At 70.8% G+C, this 17,604-nt stretch carries 19 protein-coding genes; 5 read left to right on the top strand and 14 right to left on the bottom strand.

The features are described from left to right. Nucleotides 1-28: 28 nt before the first annotated feature. From VT52_RS21735 to VT52_RS21725, 3 genes are all read right to left on the bottom strand, one after another. Nucleotides 29-313 (bottom strand): DUF1540 domain-containing protein, encoded by a 285-nt coding sequence (locus tag VT52_RS21735; protein WP_071387580.1) that lies wholly within the window; start codon nucleotides 311-313, stop codon nucleotides 29-31. Nucleotides 314-480: 167 nt separating this feature from the next. Beyond that, entirely contained in the window at nucleotides 481-1,353 is an 873-nt protein-coding gene (locus VT52_RS21730) for a universal stress protein (RefSeq protein WP_071387579.1), read from the bottom strand. A 28-nt stretch (nucleotides 1,354-1,381) separates the two neighbouring features. Further along, nucleotides 1,382-1,600, bottom strand: coding sequence for a hypothetical protein (locus VT52_RS21725; RefSeq protein WP_071387578.1), 219 nt, complete (start codon nucleotides 1,598-1,600; stop codon nucleotides 1,382-1,384). Nucleotides 1,601-1,811: 211 nt separating this feature from the next. Between VT52_RS21725 and VT52_RS21720 the strand changes: the two genes are divergently transcribed. After that, entirely contained in the window at nucleotides 1,812-2,000 is a 189-nt protein-coding gene (locus VT52_RS21720) for a hypothetical protein (RefSeq protein WP_071387577.1), read from the top strand. A gap of 44 nt (nucleotides 2,001-2,044) precedes the next feature. On the opposite strand, the gene VT52_RS21715 is transcribed toward VT52_RS21720, so the two are convergent. The 4 genes from VT52_RS21715 to VT52_RS21700 all read right to left on the bottom strand — a co-directional run bounded on the left by VT52_RS21715 (nucleotide 2,045) and on the right by VT52_RS21700 (nucleotide 5,908). Further along, the gene (locus VT52_RS21715; RefSeq protein ID WP_206306582.1) at nucleotides 2,045-2,779 is read right to left on the bottom strand and encodes a ZIP family metal transporter; all 735 of its coding nucleotides are present in this window, start codon (nucleotides 2,777-2,779) and stop codon (nucleotides 2,045-2,047) included. A gap of 167 nt (nucleotides 2,780-2,946) precedes the next feature. After that, entirely contained in the window at nucleotides 2,947-3,600 is a 654-nt protein-coding gene (locus VT52_RS21710; protein ID WP_420856294.1) for a hypothetical protein, read from the bottom strand. Next, a complete protein-coding gene (locus tag VT52_RS21705; RefSeq protein ID WP_071387576.1) occupies nucleotides 3,597-5,609 on the bottom strand; it encodes a PEP/pyruvate-binding domain-containing protein in 2,013 nt (670 codons plus the stop codon). Before VT52_RS21705 ends, VT52_RS21710 begins: the two co-directional genes overlap by 4 nt. Next, a complete protein-coding gene (locus tag VT52_RS21700) occupies nucleotides 5,606-5,908 on the bottom strand; it encodes a hypothetical protein (protein WP_071387575.1) in 303 nt (100 codons plus the stop codon). The genes VT52_RS21705 and VT52_RS21700 overlap by 4 nt, the downstream gene beginning before the upstream one ends. Nucleotides 5,909-5,965: 57 nt before the next feature. Between VT52_RS21700 and VT52_RS21695 the strand changes: the two genes are divergently transcribed. Then, nucleotides 5,966-6,601, top strand: a complete 636-nt coding sequence (locus tag VT52_RS21695) for a helix-turn-helix transcriptional regulator (RefSeq protein ID WP_079175185.1) — start codon at nucleotides 5,966-5,968, stop codon at nucleotides 6,599-6,601. Nucleotides 6,602-6,905: 304 nt separating this feature from the next. Beyond that, the gene (locus tag VT52_RS35895) at nucleotides 6,906-7,184 is read left to right on the top strand and encodes a UBP-type zinc finger domain-containing protein (protein ID WP_079175184.1); all 279 of its coding nucleotides are present in this window, start codon (nucleotides 6,906-6,908) and stop codon (nucleotides 7,182-7,184) included. A gap of 386 nt (nucleotides 7,185-7,570) precedes the next feature. On the opposite strand, the gene VT52_RS21690 is transcribed toward VT52_RS35895, so the two are convergent. The 6 genes from VT52_RS21690 to VT52_RS21665 form a co-directional block, all read right to left on the bottom strand. After that, a complete protein-coding gene (locus tag VT52_RS21690) occupies nucleotides 7,571-8,248 on the bottom strand; it encodes a CBS domain-containing protein (RefSeq protein WP_206306581.1) in 678 nt (225 codons plus the stop codon). Next, nucleotides 8,241-9,794 carry an MFS transporter gene (locus tag VT52_RS21685; RefSeq protein ID WP_071387619.1) on the bottom strand — a complete coding sequence of 518 codons (1,554 nt, stop codon included), beginning with the start codon at nucleotides 9,792-9,794 and terminating at the stop codon, nucleotides 8,241-8,243. Before VT52_RS21685 ends, VT52_RS21690 begins: the two co-directional genes overlap by 8 nt. Before the next feature lie 200 nt (nucleotides 9,795-9,994). Further along, nucleotides 9,995-10,582, bottom strand: coding sequence for a hypothetical protein (locus VT52_RS21680; RefSeq protein WP_071387573.1), 588 nt, complete (start codon nucleotides 10,580-10,582; stop codon nucleotides 9,995-9,997). Next, nucleotides 10,579-10,851, bottom strand: a complete 273-nt coding sequence (locus VT52_RS21675) for an SHOCT domain-containing protein (RefSeq protein ID WP_206306585.1) — start codon at nucleotides 10,849-10,851, stop codon at nucleotides 10,579-10,581. Before VT52_RS21675 ends, VT52_RS21680 begins: the two co-directional genes overlap by 4 nt. A gap of 250 nt (nucleotides 10,852-11,101) precedes the next feature. Then, the gene (locus tag VT52_RS21670) at nucleotides 11,102-11,746 is read right to left on the bottom strand and encodes a PAS and ANTAR domain-containing protein (RefSeq protein ID WP_071387572.1); all 645 of its coding nucleotides are present in this window, start codon (nucleotides 11,744-11,746) and stop codon (nucleotides 11,102-11,104) included. A gap of 150 nt (nucleotides 11,747-11,896) precedes the next feature. Further along, nucleotides 11,897-12,508: a TetR/AcrR family transcriptional regulator gene (locus tag VT52_RS21665; protein WP_071387571.1), complete on the bottom strand. Its 612-nt coding sequence runs from the start codon at nucleotides 12,506-12,508 to the stop codon at nucleotides 11,897-11,899. 106 nt (nucleotides 12,509-12,614) lie between these two features. On the opposite strand from VT52_RS21665, the gene VT52_RS21660 reads away from it, so the two are divergent. Further along, nucleotides 12,615-13,811, top strand: coding sequence for an FAD-dependent oxidoreductase (locus VT52_RS21660; protein ID WP_240509846.1), 1,197 nt, complete (start codon nucleotides 12,615-12,617; stop codon nucleotides 13,809-13,811). 90 nt (nucleotides 13,812-13,901) lie between these two features. Here the strand turns inward: VT52_RS21660 and VT52_RS21655 are convergent, their stop codons facing one another. Then, a complete protein-coding gene (locus VT52_RS21655) occupies nucleotides 13,902-16,190 on the bottom strand; it encodes a transglycosylase domain-containing protein (protein WP_240509840.1) in 2,289 nt (762 codons plus the stop codon). A gap of 515 nt (nucleotides 16,191-16,705) precedes the next feature. On the opposite strand from VT52_RS21655, the gene VT52_RS21650 reads away from it, so the two are divergent. Next, nucleotides 16,706-17,086: a BlaI/MecI/CopY family transcriptional regulator gene (locus tag VT52_RS21650; protein ID WP_240509839.1), complete on the top strand. Its 381-nt coding sequence runs from the start codon at nucleotides 16,706-16,708 to the stop codon at nucleotides 17,084-17,086. The last annotated feature ends 518 nt before the right edge of the window (nucleotides 17,087-17,604 follow it).

Genomic DNA, 17,604 nt, shown 5'->3' with positions numbered 1-17,604 from the left:
CAGCGCTGTCGCTCCGGTGGCGCAGGGTTCAGGCTGGTGCGTAGGTCAGGCAGTCGACGTCGGTCTGGTGGTAGCCCACCGCGATGCCGGGGGCGTGGCATTCGAAGTCGACGCTGTGCCGGCAGTCGGACATCTTGCAGGCGCCGACGCGGCCGGTGGCGGTCGGGTCTCCACCCTTGGACGGGGCAGTGAAGAAGGTGTCGCAGTGTGCGTGCGGGACATCGCCCACGGTGATGGCCAGGGCGTGGCAGGCGTGATCCCGGTTGTAGGCGCAGTCTCCGACCGCGCACTCGTTCACAATGGGCATCTCCATGACGAAGTCCTCCTGAATCGCTCTGTACCGGCTCTGTCGGCGAGGGCGCCAGGTGTGCGGCCGTGGCGCGCTCCCGCCGTGTCGAGCGTCACCGTATGTGCCGACGGCGGCCAGCGGGCCTCGCCCGAACGGGGCACTCCACTTCCCGGCGGCCTCGGGAGTGTCGTTCAGGCTGAGGCGGGCTCGGGGCGCGGCCGGACGATGGCCACGGGGCATGCCGAGAAGTGCAGGAGGTGGTGGCTGACGGAGCCCAGGGCCAGGCCGTGGAAGCCGCCGCGGCCTCGGGAGCCCAGGACGAGCAGGTCGGCCCGGTCGGAGGCACGGGTCAGTGCCGGAATCGGGGCGTCACGCACCAGGTCTTCGGTCACCTCGACCTCTGGGTAGCGCTTGCGCAGTCCGCTGATCTGCTCTTCCAGTTCCTGCTGGTGCTTCCTTGCGATCTCGTCCGGGTCGGGGTCGATCAGCACGGGCGGCTCGGGCGGGTACGGCATGCTCCAGGCGTGCACGATCAGCAGCCGGGCCTTGCGCAGGGAGGCTGCCTGCAAGGCGTAGTCCAGCGCGGCCGTGGAGTGCGGTGAGCCGTCGGCGCCGACCACGACGCGGCGGTGGCCGGTCGTGATGTGGTTGACGATGATCACCGGGCTGGCGGCGTGCCCGACGACCTGCAGGCTGACCGAGCCCAGCGCCAGGTTCCCGAACCCGCCCTCGCCCTTGGCTCCCAGCACCACGGCGTGCGCGTGCTCGGCTTCTTCCAGGAACACCTTCGCCGGCGCCTTTCCCGAGGGCAGGGCAGAGGTCACCTCCAGGTCGGGGTACGCCTCGCGGGCGATCGCCGCGGCCTCGGCGACGAACTCCCTGCCGCGCTTGGCCGCCTCCGCGAACCGGCCCTCGGGGAAGAACGGCAGGTCGTACTCGTAGCGGGGCAGCACATGCACGATCTTCAGCAGACAGTGGTGTAGTGCGGCGGAGTGCGCGGCCCACACCAGGGCACGCAGACTCCGGCCGGAGCCGTCGACCCCGACCACGATCGGTTCCGTCATCGTCGCTCCTTTTCCGCCCCCGGGCTCGTCACCGCTCGCCGCCCGACCTGCGCAGCTCGTCCACGTCACGGCGGAGGGCCGCGATCTCCTCCTCCAGCCGTCGCAGGAAGCCCGTGAGATCCTCCGTCTCAGCTGTGCGACGGGCCCGCTCCGGCGGGGGGCCGTAGTACTCGGGCGGCGGGTAGTAGCCCGGCGGGTAGGGGTGCACGTAGTGGTGCCACGGTCCGTGTCCACACCAGCAGCTCATAGCAGGCTCCCTCCGTCTCCTTCCACCGTCCGGCATGCGCGCCGCCCCGGCACCTCGAAAAGGGAGGAGGAGGACCCACCGGCCTCGGCTGCACGCGTCCCGCCGGGCACGATGCACGATGGTTGGACCAGGAAGACGCTCCCACCGTCCAGGTGGTAGACGCCTGTGCACAGGGCGCATGCGGTCGTCATTGGAGAGAGGGGGTGACGTGATGGAACACCTGGTGGAAGAGCGCCACATCGACGGTCACAGGGTCCTGATCGTGGAGGAGTGCCAGGACGAGGGAACCGGGTTCCTCCTGATCATCGACGGCGTACTCGCCGACGAGGCAGAGCCACTCGACCGGATCCCCTCCGACGAGGAGATCCGTACCCTGATGCGCGTACGCAGACCGGCCTGAACGGCCGGCCCCGGACCTGCGAGACGTATTCACCCGCTCGTGGTTCAGGCCAGCACAGCGACCCCCAGCAGTACGGCCAGCCCCAGGACGAAGCATGCCGTGTGCAGGACCTTCTCCCGAGGCGCAGGGGACGTGGTGATCTCCGGCAGCAGGTCAGCGACCGCGATGTAGAGGAAGTTGCCGGCCGCGAACGGCACCAGCACCGCGATATCGACCTCGCCGGCCAGCGAATAGGCGATCACACCGCCGAGCGGGAAGGTCAGCGCCGAGGCCAGATTGAACGCCAGTGCCCGAGCGGGACTCCAGCCGCTGTGCACCAGAATCCCGAAGTCCCCCAACTCCTGAGGCACCTCGTGCGCCGCCGCCACCAGCCACGTCACCACACCCAGGCGCACGTCAACCACGAACGCGCTGCCCACTGCCAGCCCGCCGATGAAATTGTGCAGCCCGTCGGCGACCAGAACGAGGTAGCCCAGTGGCCGGTGGGCCGCGATCGGGCGGTGACAGTGGTGCCAGTGCAGGAACTGCTCCAGTACCAGGAACGACAGCAGCCCCGCCGCCACGCACACGTACACGTACAGATGATTGCCCAGCGCCCGGACCGACTCGGGCAGCATGTGGAACAGGGCACCGCCCAGCAGCGCACCCGCTGCGAGGGCCACCAACGGCAGCACCACACGCTCGAAGGTCCGCTCGGGCAGCAGCAACGCGACGCCCCCCACCAGCGACAGCAGGCCCATGGCCAGCCCGGACAGCACGATCCACCACAGCACCGACACATCAGGACGGTACCGGCAGGCCACCAACGCCCGACAGCAGCGCCGCGATCAGGGCACAGTCACCTGCTCGGCAGCACAACAAACGACGTGCCGTTCCCCCGAGCACCCAGAGGACAACTCAGACACGCTCCGCCGCCCCTCCCAGATAACTACTGACGGGTTACTTGTCACTTGGTTCGCCACTCGTTAGCGGCACCCCGTGTCGCCCCGCTCGCGTCGCGCGGAGCGAGCCGTGGCAGGGCGAGGGCGCAGCCGAGCGAGCCCGCCGCGCTCAGCACATACGGAGTCTGCGGCGCGAGCGCCATCAGCGGTCCGACGAGCGGCCAGCAGACGACCTTGGCCACCAGGCCCAGGGACCGCGCCGTACCCTCCGCGCGGAGGTAGTGGGCGTCCGCCGCTTCCGCGCGCAGCCCGTCGTAGAGGCAGGCGCTGGCCGCGCCCGACGTCAGGGAGCGCCCCGCGGCGATGGCCAGGAAGTGGAGGAGGAAGCCCGTGCAGGAGGGGGAGAACACCGGCATCAGGTTCGCCGCTGTCATGACCACCGCGCCTGCCCACAGGCAGTTGCGTGCGCCGATACGGTCGGCGGCGAGTCCGGTGGGGATCTCGAAGAGACAGAAGGCGACGTAGTAGATGCTCTGGATGCCGAAGATCTGGCCGTCGGACAGGCCCGCGTCACGCTGGTAGGCGTAGAAGACGGGCATCCACCACAGCAGATTGAACAGCAGCTGGAACCCGTTGTTGAGGCGGATCACACGGCGGGCCGCCGGGGTCAGGTCCTCCTGCGGGGCGCGGCGCCACGGAGCCGGCGTACGGCGGCTCATCGCGCGTACGGGCGGACCTGGACCAGCTGGAACGCCCCCTCGTCGGTCATCAGCCACTCGATGTCCAGGGCGTCGTCCGGGTCGTCCTCGCTGAAGTGGGACTGCAGCAGGCGCCCCGCCAGGGCCAGTTGGGCCAGCGCCTCCCTCGTCCCCGCCGGCAGGTCCGTGCCCGAGGACCCGACGGCCACCGTACGGCCACCGCCCTCGACCGTGTTGTACAGGTACTGGTGGGGCAGGACCGTGCCGTCCACCACGCGCTCGGGCGAACCAGCCGTGCAGTTGAGGTACACGTTCCGGAAGTCCTCCCGGCGCGTCGGGTTGCAGGTGACCAGCACGCCCCCGAGGTCTGCCGGCGTGTACTCCTGGATGATCACCCCCATGTAGGTGTCGTCCAGCGAGATGCCGACCTGGTGCCGCATCCGTACGCTCCGCGGTGACAGCAGCGACGCCCACACATGGACGACGGCGTCCATCAGCTGATCCACGCCGCGTACCGTCGTCACCGAGTCGTAGATGCCCGCTGCCGAGAACCCCGGCAGGTCCTCGGCGTTGGAGGAGGAACGCACCACCAGCCGGCGCCCGTCGGCCAGCAGCCGCGGCACGGCTGTGGTGATGGCTCGCGCCACCTCCTCGGGCATCGGCGTACCGCGCATCAGGTGCTGGAGGTCCAGCGAGAGCGCGTCGACCACGTCGAGCGCGTCGAGTTCGAGCGCCATCTTCAGCTTGCCGATGCCCTGTTGGAGCGCCGGCGACGAGGTCAGGTAGAGGTGGTGCAGATGGAACGGCAGCGCCACGCCCCGCGGAGCCCGGACCGTCCGGGCCACGCGTTCGGCGGCCGAGAACCGGAGCCGCTCCAGGGGCGCCTCCGGCTCACCGAGGCGCGCGCCGAGATGGGCGAGCAGATCCGGCCGCGGCGGGCGGGGCCGGGCGTAGAAGGCCGTCAGCTCCGCGCTGCGGCTGTCCAGCACATGGTGCAGTTCGCCGAGGTGGGCGGCCTTGGTGCCGTATCCGTCGCGGTCGTCGAGCCGCAGCCGGTGCAGTTCCATGATCGGCGCGTCCCCGATGAGCGGGGCGTCGATGTGGATGCGCTGGGTGTCCCAGACCGGCCGCTCCAGCACGGGGGCGCAGGACAGCGGTTCCAGCGTGACGGCGTCCTCCTGCACCCGGTAGCGGACCCAGGCGTCGTCCAGGCCGTCCCGCTCCACAAGAGCGTCCAGGTCGCGGACGATCGCGTTCGGGATACCCCAGCCCGAGGCCAGCACGTTGGTGTGCGAGAGCGGTGTCGTGGGGCGGGTGCTGATGAATCCGGCCACCCTGGGTACGTCGTCGGGCAGGCCCGCCATGGCGACGATGTCCGCCCAGCCGAGGCCCGCGGCGCCGGCCCGGTACTCCTGCGGGCTGCGGAAGTACCGCAGACGTCCCTCCGCCGTACCCGGGTTGAGGCAGGTCCGGGTTCGGCTGCCGAACAGCTCCTGGCTCAGGATGCGCGGGACGCGGGCGTCGCCGACCGGGGCGAGCTCATGCTCCTGGCCGTGGTTGGCCGGCTTCAGCAGCAACGGGAGCCGCCCGTCCACGCGGTGGCGGACGTAGTCGTAGAACTCCTGGAGCAGGGCGCCGTGCATGGTGTCCGCCTCCGTCGTCTCCAGGACGAGGAAGGGCCGTTCGGTGCCGTCGGAGTTCACGTCGCTGTGCAACGAGAGGATTCCCAGCAGGAAGCGGCGGTCCGGCGCCATGTACACCGAGGCGTTGAACGCGTCCAGCTCCGCGTCGAGCCGCTGCGGCGTCATGCCGAGTACGCGCGTGGCGATGTAGTCGACGTGGAAGGGGTGCACCCGGGTGTCGAGCAGATGCCAGGTGTCCTCGGTCCGGTCCACCACGACCTTCAGATACGGGTGTCCGGCCAGCACGCCGGACAGCGTGCGGAACAGCGGCAGCGACAGGTTGACGCCGACGACGGTACGGTCGCCCGCCGTACCGGGGACCCGGGCCTCGTCCGGTGCGACCGTCATGCGAGTGCCTCCTCGGCGCCGTCCACCCGCAGGATGTCCGGCAGTGCGTCCACCAGGGCGGTGAGGTCGCGCACCACGGACTGCGGCCGGTCGGCCGACAACAGGCACAGCCCCGCCATGGTGTTGGCGCCGCCCGCGGGGTCGTAGACGGGGACCGGAGAGCCGTCCGGAAGGGAACTCTCCCGGACCACGGACAGCGTGCTGCCGGCACCGAGCGGCGCCTTGCGGACCACCGCCGAGGAGTCCCAGAGACGCCGCCGCCGCCACGGCGTGCCGTCGCCGTCGAGCGCGAGCACCACCAGAGAACCCGCCGCGCCCCGGGTATCTACGTCGACGTCACCGACTACGTCCGGGCGATGGACCAACGGAGCCGGGCCGAGGCGGACTTACGCGCACTGCGCGACCACAGCGGACTGGCCTGCGTCCGGCTGGCCCCGGACGGAAGAGTGAGCGAGGCCGGCACCGCCACGGCCGAGATCCTGCGTGTCCGCCTCTCCGATCTGACCGGTCTGCGCGCCGCCTCCCTGCTCGCCGACACACCCGAACGCGGCGCCCTGCTACGAGTCTGGGACGACCTGATCGCCGGCCGGCGCAGGAGCGCCCGCGCCTCAGCGGTGCTCGTGGACGGGGAGGGCTGGCAGCGCCGGGCCCGCATCCGGCTGACCACCGTCGGCGCGGCGGCGCCGGGCGTGACCGGCGTGTGGGCCGTCGTCACCCACCTGGGCCGACGCCAACAGACCCAGCCCACTCTGACCGCCGCCCAGGTACGCATAGTCGCCCTGCTCGCGGCGGGCCGCAGCAACGCGGACATCGCTGAGGAACTGCATCTGTCGCGGCAGACCTTGGACTACCACCTGAGCCGTCTTCGCGTCCTCCTCGAAGCGCCGACGCGCCCGGCACTGGTGGCCCGAGCCTACGTCCTCGGCATCCTCTCGCCCCGGACATGGCCACCACGCTCGCCCACGGCGGCCCACCCCTCCAGCCCGGTGTGATCGCCCCCCGCGACGCGGGCGGCCTGAAGGCGGACGCCGGTTCCTCCTGCACCACTCGGACCGTCGGCGAGACCGGCCGGCCGGGCCGCCCCGGTACTCGACCGCGAGCTGAAGATCGTCCGCCCGGCTGCCCGGACCCGCCCCGTGATCCGGCGGGCCGCCCTCCCCGTCGCATCCGCACGCACGCGCACGCCCGAAGAACGGGCGACGACACCGAACGACGGCAGGAAGCGACGGCAGGAAGCGAGGCACGGCGGTGACGGCATGGACCGTACGACCGGACGGCGGGCGCCCGCAGGGCCGTGTGTGCCCGCACGCGGCGGCCCTGGGTCCGGAGTCGGCGCCCCTGAGCGGCGCGTGCCTCGAGTGCGTCGCCCGCGGACGTCACGAGCACCGCTTGCGACTGTGCCTGACCTGCGGCCACGTGGGGTGCAGCGACAGCTCTCCCGGCGGGCACGCCACCGCTCACCACGAGTCCACCGGGCATCCTGTCGTGCGTTCGACGGAGCCCGGCCACGAGTGGGCCTGGTGCTACGTGGACGAAGTGTTCCTGGAACCGGACTGCGGCCGTAGGCCGGCCTGACGCCTCCCGAAGCGGTGGGCGTGTGCCGCGCGACCGGCGTCGACCGCGGACCGGGCCCCGCACCGCCGTGCGGAGCCCGGGAGCGCGCCGCCTCCCGGATCCCTCGACCGACGGCCGCTCGACCGGGCAGCGGGCCCGGTCCCTCGATGGGTACTTCCGCTCGCGCCCCGAACCGGATGCACGGGAGCGTCGCCCGGATCCGCAGGGGTGAACCCACCCACCGAGCTGAACGCCGTGCGAGCCGCACGCCGAGGAAGTCATCACCGCCCGCGCGGACGACCACCGGGCCGCACACAACCGGTAACCGGCGGTGGTCGGCGCTCCGGTGCCGGCCGTTCCGTCTTCCTCCGTACCGGGCTCGCCCGCGCCCGAGGGGCCCCCACAGGTCATCGCACGGTGGGGAGCCCGCCCGGGGCGGAAGCGGTGCCGCCGAGCCGGGCCTCGACGTCCACCACGCCCTCCACGGCGCGGATGAGCCGCTCGGCGACCCAGATGAGCGAGGTGTCGTACACGGGTCCGCGCAGCGTGACGATTCCGTCCCGCACGGATACGTGGATGGCATGGGCGAGGGTGGGGAACAGATAGGAAACCACAGTGCGGCGGACCTCCTCTTCGATGTCCTCGTCCGGTCGCAGGAAGACCTTCAGGAGGTCGCCGCGGCTCACGACGCCCCGCAGCCGGTCCGCGCCGTCCACCACCGGCAGCCGCTTCACGTGTTCCACGGCCATGAGGCGAGCCGCCTGGGCCAGCGTGTCGTCCGGACGGACCGTGACAGCGGGCGTGGTCATCAGCTCCTCGGCCGTCAGCGCCTCCGCTCGAACCAGATCGGTCCGGCGCGCGATCCGTTCGAAGCGGGTGAGCTCGCGACCGCCGAATTCCTCTTTGGGCAGCAGGTCGGCCTCGGAGACCACACCGACGACGTGCCCGTCGTCCCCCACCACGGGCAGGGCGCTCACCTGCCGCTGCTCCATCACACGCACGATCTCCTTGAAGCGCGCGCCGCGTCCGACGATCACCGCGGGCACGGTCATCACGTCACTCACGATGTGCGCGGCGTCAGGCATGTCTCGTTCCTTGGCGGGGCTTTCCGCGGCGGGGCCTCATCAGCAGGAAGGCCAGCACCGCCACAACGAGCGGCAGGACACTCACGGTCAGCATGGTGAGCCGCAGCGCGTCGGCGAAGTCGAGTCCGAGGTTCAGTCCCGAAGCCTGTCGGAGCAGATTCGGGTCGTACACGGTGGTTCCGGGGGTCTGCGCCAGCCCGCTGCGCACGGCGCCCACGGCCCGCGAGGCCTGGGCCACCGTCAGCCCGCGCGTTCTCGCGTCCGCCAGCCACTGCCGGTGGAAGAAGTGGTTGAGGAGCAGAAGGTACGTGGTGGGACCGAACGCGGCGCCGCTCACCGCGAACGCCATCTGCACGGACGCCACCGTGCCGGAACGCCCTTCCGGTGCCTGGGAGAGCACGGTCTCGGACACCGATGCGGAAGTGACGACGGAGCCGAGGTTGCACAGCCATGTGACGAGCACCAGCAGCCACAGCGCCACGGTGGGACTGGCGGTGCCCGCTGCCAGCAAGCCGCTTGCCGCCATCACCAGCAGGCCGGTGACCATGACCGGTCTCGGGGTGCGTTTCCCGACCAGGTGGCCGGCCAGGATCACGGCACCGGCGATCAGCAGGGTGCCGGGCAGATACAGCAGGCCGATGCTCTCCGGGGACATCGACAGCACCACGCTGCCGAACTGCCCCAGAACGATGCCGAGCCCCGCGATCAGGAAGTTCAGCGTCAGGGTCGCGGCCAGGGCCACGCTGAAGGGCGCGCTGCGGAACAGCGCCAGATCCAGCGCGGGTTCGGGAACCCGGCGCGCATGGCGTACGAACAAGGCGACGGCGACCGCGCTGAGCACCAGCGGCACCCAGGTCTGGGGCCGGGAGACACCGTTCTGTGCCGCGGCGAGTCCGACGACGAGAGTCAGCAGCGTCAGTCCGATCAGCGCGATACCGGGCACGTCGACGCGACTGCCCTGGCGGACCTCGGACTCCGGGACGTAGCGGATGGTCAGCCAGAGCGAGACCAGGCACAGCAGAGGGGCGATCAAGAAGAGCAACCGCCAACCGACCGCCGTCACCGCCCAGCCCGTGAAGGCGGGGAGCAGTCCGCACAGGAGCACGTCGACGGCCATCAGGCCGCCGATGGCCACCGGTCGCTTCTCCGGTGCCACGGACACCTTCAGCAGGGCCAGCGGCACTCCCAGCAGCGCCGTCATCCCCAGCCCGGCGAGGAAGCGCATCACCAGCAGGAAAACGTAACCCGGCGACAGGCAGGACAGCAGGTCGACGACCGTGACGACGACCAGCCCCAGCTTCAGCAGCCGCTTGAGCCCGAACGCGTCCCCGATCCTGCCCGCGGCGAGGACGGAAGCGGCCATCGTCAGCGTGGCCGCCCCGCCCAGCAGTCCGATCGCCTGCGGCGGAACGTGGAGGGCCCGGCTCACTTGCGGCATGTTCAGATTGAGCACCAACGGGTCGACGACCGTTACCGTGAAGGCGAGGGAGAGGGCGAGGATGATCGGCAGCGTCCTCGTGACGGTGCGGTCCCCTGCGGTCGACACCACAACGACTCCCGTGCTCCCTCGTGCCGTGTCGACCCACGGTAACCCGGCCGGCACGTGGCGCAGCGGTTCACAGGCAGACACCGGTACAGGTCCCAGCTTTCGGCCCAGCGGGAGTTCCGCGCCCGCCGCGGAGGACCGGCACCGGTCACCGGTGCGGCGGCGGCGCCAGGTGTAGACGGGCATTGCCGCCGGACCGGTCACCCGCCTACGTCGAGTTCGGTGTACATCCCGGCGCGGTAGTGGCCGGGAAGGTTGCACACGAGTTCGTAGTGCCCGGGACGCAGCGTCAGCGTGGTCCATCCCCTGGCGCCGGGGGCGATCCCGTCCCCTTCGCCCGTCCCGCAGGTGCGGGACGCCTCGCCGAGGCTGCCCGCCTCGTCGACCCTTCCGTCGGGGCCGGTGGAGCGCTGCCCGATTCCCTGGCCGGACGGCAGCGGGAGCACGACCACCTCGTGCACCGCGGCACCGATGTTCGTCACGCGCAGCGACACCACGCCGGCGGAGACCGTGGCCGGGCGGGCCACGAGACGCATCATGCGCATCCCGTCTCCGCCGGGAGTGCCGCCCGTCATGCCCGACCCCATGTCGCTCACGGTCACGTCCACCACCTTGCCCGGCAGTGCCGGTGAGCCGCAGCGCGCACCCTGGGCCCGCCATGGCGCGGGAGCCGCATGGCGGGAAGCGCCGGAGCCGGCCACCAGCATGGTGGTCGCGATGCCCAGCACCAGCGCGGCGACAGCCCCGGCGATGACCGGCCAGGTGCCGCGCCGACGGTACGCGTTCACCGGTGCTCCCGCAGCAGCGCGAGCCGTCGTTTGTACTCGTCCTCCTCGATCTCCCCGCGGGCGAACCGCTCGGCGAGCAGCTCCTCGGCCCGCCTGCTCCCCCATCCCCGCTCGTCGGAGGAGGGAGGCCGTGCGGACTCGCGGTCACGGTGGCCGCCACCGACGTAGCGGACGAGCGCGACGATCCCGGCGATCACCAGCGCCCAGAACAGAACCATGAAGACAGCCATGAAGAACCAGCCGCCCCAGCCGCCGCCGTACCACATCATGACGATCACCTTCCGGGCGTAGCCTCCTGGATTCCAGCGTGCGCCCGGGTGTCTCGGCGCGCAGGGGCAGCCCGGTCCACCACCGAGGGCCGAACGGCTCCCGGCTCACCCCGGGGACGCTTCGGCAACCGGCTCGCCCCGGGGATGCTTCGGCTCCCTGATGCTCCGCGCGGGCTGTCCCGGCGCCCGTCCGGACCGGAGCGGGCGCCCGCCCGGTACCCGCGGCACCGGACGGGACTCGGACTCCGCCTCAGTCGCCCTCCTGGGGGTACAGAACAGCGCCGATCCTGTGTGCCAGGTGGTGCTGCGGCTCACCGGACGGGGTCGGGGCCGCGGCTACGAGCGCGCTGGCGACGTCCCGCATCCTCCGGTTCGTGTGCTGGGACTGCCAGCGCATGATGCGCAGGGCCACGTCGGCGTCAACTCCGTACTGGGCCATGAGGATCCCGCGCGCCAGGTCGATGTCCTCCTGGCTGAGCCGGGCTCTGCTGACGTCGCCGTCGGCGAGATGGCGGGCGTGGTGGCTGACGGGGTCCGTGATGTCGACGATGAAGCCACGCACGGTCACCACGCCACCGGCGTCGTCGGTCCGGGCGTCGGCCACCATGACGACCGCGTGCTCCTTCCCGGCAGCGTCCTCGACGCGGTGGTAACAGCCGATCGGCTTCCCGTCCTTGCGCACCGCCGCGAGCGCCCTCTCCACCCGATCGCGGTCATCGGCGTGCTGGTGCTCACGCAGCAGTTCGCTCGTCGGTTCGACCGAGTCGGGCGGGTAGCCGTACAGGCGGTACATCTCGTCCGACCACCACCAGGTGCCTTCCGGCACTCGATAGATGAAAACCCCTGTCAGCTCGTCCGTCTCGCCCACGGTCCGAATGAACTCTTCCTGCACCATCGGGCCTCCCGTCCAGGCCCCGCACCGACATGACCGAGTCTTTTTTTCATGCTATTACAGACATTCGCGAAAGCTCTCAGCGGCGCCGGACGCCCCCACCACTCGCCGGGCGGAACCGAATGCGGCACGGCCGTCCTCGCGGTGGCTCGGTCAAGGAGCGAGCAGGCGACGGAGGACGTCGATCTGCGCTCGGGTGAGGTCGGTCCGCGTCAGTGCCGAAGTCTTGTCCAGGTGTTGCAGGGACCAGCGGTCGAGGCATCGCAGGACATCGCTCACGAGGGCGGCCTGCAGGGAAGGTGGCAGGTCGTCGCGGATGGCGCCGCACTCACGACCGGTGCTCAGCGTCCGGTCCAGCCACGAACGGATCGAGCGCAGCGCCTCGCGGACCGCCGGGCTGCGCCCGACGGGTGCGTCCGGCAGGTAGAAGAGCTTTCCGACTTCGGCGTGCCAGTCCCCTCGACCGGCGACGGTGAGCACATCGGCGAGGAGCCTGGTCACCCGGTCCCAGAAGTGCGGGCCGGCCAGCTCCTGTGGTGCGGGGATATCGAGCGAGCGGGCCAACTCGTCCGTCGCCTCGCGCACCACCGCGTCGAACAGCCCCGCCTTCGAGCCCACGTAGTGGTAGAAGGAGCTCTTGCTCATGTCGCAGGCGTGGATGATCGCGTTGAGCGAGGCCTGCTCGTACCCCCTCGCGGCGAACTCCCGCGCGGCGGTCTCGAGCAGACGTCGACGTCGCTCCGGGGCGAGCTCTCCTGCTGGCATCGCCCCAGCCTAGTCACGCTGTACCGGCTGGTCCAATCTTGGTACGGTCGTTGTGGACCAGCCGGTACAACAGGCGAGGCGGGGAATGCGGAGAGCGACGGATGTGATGGCGCAACGCGGGCTCGCCCGTGAGGATCCGATTCGGCTGCTGATCGTCGGCGCCGGTGTCGCGGGGGTGGCCGTCGCCCGGTTGCTGCGAGCCCGCGGGCTCCACCCACTGGTGGTCGAGCGGGCAGGTCCGGGTGGGGACGGCGGCTACATGCTGGGTTTGATGCCGTTCGTCGATCCTGTGTTGCGCGAGATCGGTGTACATGACCGTTACCTCGAGTCCAGCGTCGGGATGCACCGGTACAGGTTGCACGGCGCGTCCGGGCGAGTCCTGAAGGAGTACTCGCTGGACGAGGCGATAGGCCGATTCGGCCACTACCGCGGCATCGAACGTGGGCAACTGCTGGGACTGCTCGGCATCGAGGCGATTCCGGTGGCCTACCGGACCACCCTGACCGGACTCCATCAGGAAGCCGACCGGGTCCACGTCACCTTGGCCGAACAGGGGAAGCGACTCGACCTCGAGTTCGACGCCGTGATCGCGGCCGACGGCCTCCATTCGGCCACCCGCTCGCTCCTGCTCGATCCCGGCCAGGTGCACTCCTACGACACCGGCTGGGGCGGCTGGGTCGCCTGGACCCACGCCGACACCCACACCGACGACGGCTGCGGCGCTTACGAGGAGATATGGGGCGCGGGCTCGTTCATCGGGCTCTATCCCGTGCGCGACCGCATCGGCGTATTCGTCGGCGGGCCCCACGATGCCACGGCCGAGGGGCCGGCCGCGTTCGCCGAGCGGGTCCGGCGAACCCTCCGCACGCTCGACGGTCGCTGCGCGCGCGCCCTTCGGGCTGTCGCCGACACGCCTGACGCCTACTACTGGAACATGTCCGACGTGCGTGCCTCGCCGTGGACCACCGGACGCGTGGCGCTGCTCGGCGACGCCGCGGCGGGGTTCCTGCCCACCGCGGGCGTCGGCGCGGCGATGGCGATGGAGTCCGCGGCTGTCCTCGCCGAGGAACTGGGCGCCACCGGCGCCGCTTCGATTCCGCGCGCGTTGAGCACATACGAGCGCACGCAGCGCCCTCGCGTGGAGACCGCCCAGAACAACTCGCGCCGGCTCGCCCGCCTGATGTTCCAGCGAGGCCGACTGATCACCGGGGCGCGCGACGTGGTCACGCGATTCGTCGGCGTGAACACCGCGCTCGGCCCCATCCGAACGCTGCTGGAGCAACGCCCCCCGTCCATGCCCTGACCTGCCCGCCGGCAGTGGTCCGATGGCTGGGCAGGCGTCGGGCCGCGCGACGACGCCTGCCGAATTCCCTTCGCCTGCCCGCCGGGCCGATCAGCCCGCGGCGCCTCCGGGGACGCCGCCGGCCTGGGCCGATGGGCTGGTCGTGGGTGCGGGCGAGGTGGTACCACCGGTGGTGCCACCGCCCGTGCTGCCACCGCCCGGGGCGCCACCACCCGTGGTGCCACCGCCCGTGGCGCCGCCGAACAGCCCGCCGCCCGCACCCCCGGTGGTGGTGCCGGAGGTGTCCGTCGGCCCCGGGCTGACGCACCGCTTCTTCCGCCCGTGGCACGGCCTGGTGCTGGGGTTCGGTGTCACCGAAGGACTCGCGCTGGCCGAGGGCGTGCTCTGCGTGGCGGTGACGGAGGGGCTGGGTGAGGGCGCGCCCGTTTCGTCGGTGCCCTGGCCCAGCGTGGGTGCGGGCGGGAACTGCTGGAGCGGCTGTCCCTGAAGAGCGGCGGTCATGTAGCCCGTCCACACCTCGGTGGGCATGTCGGCGCCGAAGACCTTGGAGTAGCCGCCGACACCTCCCATCGACTGGAGGCCGGCGTTCTTCGGGTCCTCCTTGAACATGGCGACGGACGTGACCAGTTGCGGGGTGTAGCCGATGAACCAGGCCGACTTGTAGTCATCGGTCGTACCGGTCTTGCCGGCCACCGGGCGGCCGAGAGCCTTGGCGTTCGTGCCGGTTCCGCTCTTCACGACACTTTGCAGCACGTCGGTGACGGTGTCGGCGGTCGAGGAAGGCATGGCCGTCGTCCCCTTGGGCTTGCCGAAGCCGGGCAGTTGTGCGCCGTCGGCGACGACCTTGGTCACCGAGTACGGCTCGTGCTGGACACCGCTGTCGTCGAAGGTGGCGTACGCGTCGGCCATGCGGATCGCCGAGGGGGTGGAGGTGCCGATGTAGAAGCCGGGGGTGTCGTACTGCAGGCTCTTGCGCAGCAGACCCGCCTTGAGCGCCTCGTTCTCCACGTTGTCGTAGCCGACGTACTCGCCGAGCTGGACGTAGGGGGTGTTGACCGACTGCTCCATAGCCTTGCGCAGAGTGATGTAACCCCACTTCGTGGGGACGTCGTTGCGCTGGTGGAGGAGTCCCGTGGCGTCGCCCGGGTCCGGCAGCTCCTGGCCCTGCTGGTTCTTGATCGTGATGCCGTCGTCGCCGTCGAACTTGGAGTCCGGGGTGATCGGCGAGGCCGGCCGGCCGGGGGAGAGCACGGCTCCGTGGTCGAGCGCGGCAGCCAGGTCGATCGGCTTGAAGGTGGAGCCGACCGGCACACCGGTGGTGTCGGCGTTGTTGGTCCAGTGGCCCTTGTCCCAGCCCGCGCCGCCGTACAGGGCCACGACCGCGCCGGTGGACGGGTCGATGGACGCCGCGCCGACCTGGACGTCCTTGTCGGCCGAACGGTGCTTCGGGTCGAGGTGCTTTTTCTGCATCGCCGCCACGGACGCCGACAGCGCCTTCACCCTCTTCTTGTCGAAGGTGGTGTAGATCTGGTAGCCGCCGCGGCCCAGTTGCTGGTCCGTGAGGGACGTGTGGGCTTCGACGTACTTCTCCGCGGTCTGCATCAGATATCCGGTCTGCCCGGACATCCCCGCCGACGGGGAGTACGGCTTGGGCGTCGGGAACCCCGCGGCCAGATACTGCTGCTCCTGCGCGGCGGTGATCTTGTTGATCTTGGCCATGCGCTGCAGCACGTACTTCCAGCGCGCCGTGGCCTGAGCCTTGGCCCGGGGGTCCGAGTCGGCGTGCATCAGCAGGCTCGGCTCGTTGACCGTGGCGGCGATGAAGGCGCCCTGGCTGACGGTCAGCTGGGAGGCGTGCTCGTGGTAGTAGGTACGCGCCGCGGCCTCGATGCCATAGGCGTCACGGCCGTAGTAGCAACTGTTGAGATAGCCCTGGAGGATCTGCGGCTTGGACATCTGGCCACCGATCTTCAGGGAGATCATGATCTCCCTGAACTTGCGGGTGACCGACTGGTTCTGGGTCAGGTAGGTGTTCTTCACGAACTGCTGGGTGATGGTTGACCCGGACTGCACCTCGCCGCCCGTGGCCATGTGGTAGACGGCGCGGAGCATGCCCCGGGTGTCGACGCCGGGGTCGGTGTAGAAGGTGGCGTTCTCCGCGGCGAGGAAGTCCCACTGCACCGACTTCGGCACCTGGGAGAGATCGACGTTCTGCCGGTTGGTCGACCCCTGGGTGGTCATGACCGAGCCGTCCGACCAGTAATAGGTGTTGCTCTGCGCCTGAGTGCTGGGATTGGCGCTGGGAATCGTCGTCGTGGCGTAGGCATACCCGAACAGGCCCACCCCAGCGCCGACGAACAGCAGGAACGTACCGGTCACCAGCTTCCACGACGGAAGCCACCGCCGAAAGCCGCGCTTGCCCGCCCGTGGGTAGTCGATGAGGCGGCGCCTGCCGGGTGGCCCCGCGGGCGCACGCCGAGTGGGCGCCGCGCGGCGGCCGCGTCCGGCGTCGGCCTGGCCGGCCCGGCGCGCTTCGGCCCGGCCGCCCCCGGCCGGGCCGGCTCCGCGCGCATCGGCCCGGCCGCCGTCCCGTACGTCGGCCGGGCCGGACGGCTTGGTCCTTCCCGAGGGCTTACGCCGCTGTCCGCTCATGATTTCGCCACTCCTCGGCCAAGCACCGGCCCGCACGCCATCGCTACACCACCCCGCCGCGCCTCCGTGGTTCACGACGGCGGACCTGACCGGGCGCAGGCTGAGGCTGACACTCCTGGATTCTTCCTACGAGATGTGAGACTAGCCAGTGCCTGATGAGCGGCGGCAACCGCCCCCTGTACGAAGCCCCACGCCGCGTAGGATCGGGCGGAGCCCGCACGCGGGTAGACAGGAGGGTCGGGGTGGCTCACGAGATCAGTGGCGCCCGTGCCGACCGTCGGCCGAGCGGCGCTCTGGAAGCCGAGATCATGGCCGTGCTGTGGGGCGCCGACGAGCCGATGACCGCGAGCGCCGTCCGGTCCGCCCTCACACCAGGGCTCGCCTACAAGACCGTGCTGACCGTCCTGGGCAGGTTGCACACCAAGGGGATGCTCGAACGCGAGCGCGTCGGCCGGGCGCACGCCTATCGCCCACGCCGGGAATCCGCCCAGACATCCGCAGAGCGGATGAAAATCGCGCTGGACCGCGGCCACGACCGCGCAGCCGTGCTGCAGCGTTTCGTCCAGACCCTCGATCCCGCGGACGAGACCGCGCTGCGGGCCCTGCTCGCCTCGACGGAATGACACCGCACGAAGCACGAAGAGAACGGCTTCCGCTCGGCATCGACGTCCGGGGCTCCCGCGAGCCCGGCGTCCGGTGCACCCGCGTAGCCGTCCACCGGGGCTCGGCGCGGCGGACGGATCCCGGAGCCGGGTGAGAAGGCGCCTCCTCGGGACAGGTGCGGAACGCGCCTGCGACGGGCCAGGTCGAAGGCGACCCCCGCGAAGACTGGACCGGCCGACGCCGTTGCCACGGCGGCGGGCAGGACCGCGGCCCGGCGGCTGGTCGGGCGTTCGGCCCGCGGAGCGCCGACGCGCGAGCGGACGATCGGCCGAGCCCGGCCGGCTTCGCGAGCGCCGGTCGAACGAAGCGTGCCACATGTCCGGGTGAGACCACGCCTGCCGAATGGCCTACCCGGGTTGCATCGAGCAGACGCCGCCCGCCTTTGCTGCTTATCTTCACCCGAGGAACAACTCATCCCGGTACGGGCCATTACGGGCTTGAGGAATAAATCGGACAGAGCGGCTGAAGGCTGGCGACG

The organism is Streptomyces malaysiense (assembly GCF_000980885.2).
GTDB classification, from domain to species: domain Bacteria; phylum Actinomycetota; class Actinomycetes; order Streptomycetales; family Streptomycetaceae; genus Streptomyces; species Streptomyces malaysiense.
The sequence above is the reverse complement of the archived record's forward strand: the minus strand, read 5'-3'. Positions and strand labels throughout refer to the sequence as shown.

Excerpts from the sequence above, each read along its gene's own strand:
- VT52_RS21670 (WP_071387572.1), bottom strand. The coding sequence starts at position 11,746 with ATGGTGCAGGAAGAGTTCATTCGGACCGTGGGCGAGACGGACGAGCTG.
- VT52_RS21690 (WP_206306581.1), bottom strand. The coding sequence starts at position 8,248 with ATGCCTGACGCCGCGCACATCGTGAGTGACGTGATGACCGTGCCCGCG.
- VT52_RS21665 (WP_071387571.1), bottom strand. The coding sequence starts at position 12,508 with ATGCCAGCAGGAGAGCTCGCCCCGGAGCGACGTCGACGTCTGCTCGAG.
- VT52_RS21735 (WP_071387580.1), bottom strand. The coding sequence starts at position 313 with ATGGAGATGCCCATTGTGAACGAGTGCGCGGTCGGAGACTGCGCCTAC.
- VT52_RS21660 (WP_240509846.1), top strand. The coding sequence starts at position 12,615 with ATGGCGCAACGCGGGCTCGCCCGTGAGGATCCGATTCGGCTGCTGATC.
- VT52_RS21730 (WP_071387579.1), bottom strand. The coding sequence starts at position 1,353 with ATGACGGAACCGATCGTGGTCGGGGTCGACGGCTCCGGCCGGAGTCTG.
- VT52_RS21710 (WP_420856294.1), bottom strand. The coding sequence starts at position 3,600 with ATGAGCCGCCGTACGCCGGCTCCGTGGCGCCGCGCCCCGCAGGAGGAC.
- VT52_RS21725 (WP_071387578.1), bottom strand. The coding sequence starts at position 1,600 with ATGAGCTGCTGGTGTGGACACGGACCGTGGCACCACTACGTGCACCCC.
- VT52_RS21705 (WP_071387576.1), bottom strand. The coding sequence starts at position 5,609 with ATGACGGTCGCACCGGACGAGGCCCGGGTCCCCGGTACGGCGGGCGAC.
- VT52_RS21720 (WP_071387577.1), top strand. The coding sequence starts at position 1,812 with ATGGAACACCTGGTGGAAGAGCGCCACATCGACGGTCACAGGGTCCTG.
- VT52_RS21675 (WP_206306585.1), bottom strand. The coding sequence starts at position 10,851 with ATGATGTGGTACGGCGGCGGCTGGGGCGGCTGGTTCTTCATGGCTGTC.
- VT52_RS21695 (WP_079175185.1), top strand. The coding sequence starts at position 5,966 with ATGGACCAACGGAGCCGGGCCGAGGCGGACTTACGCGCACTGCGCGAC.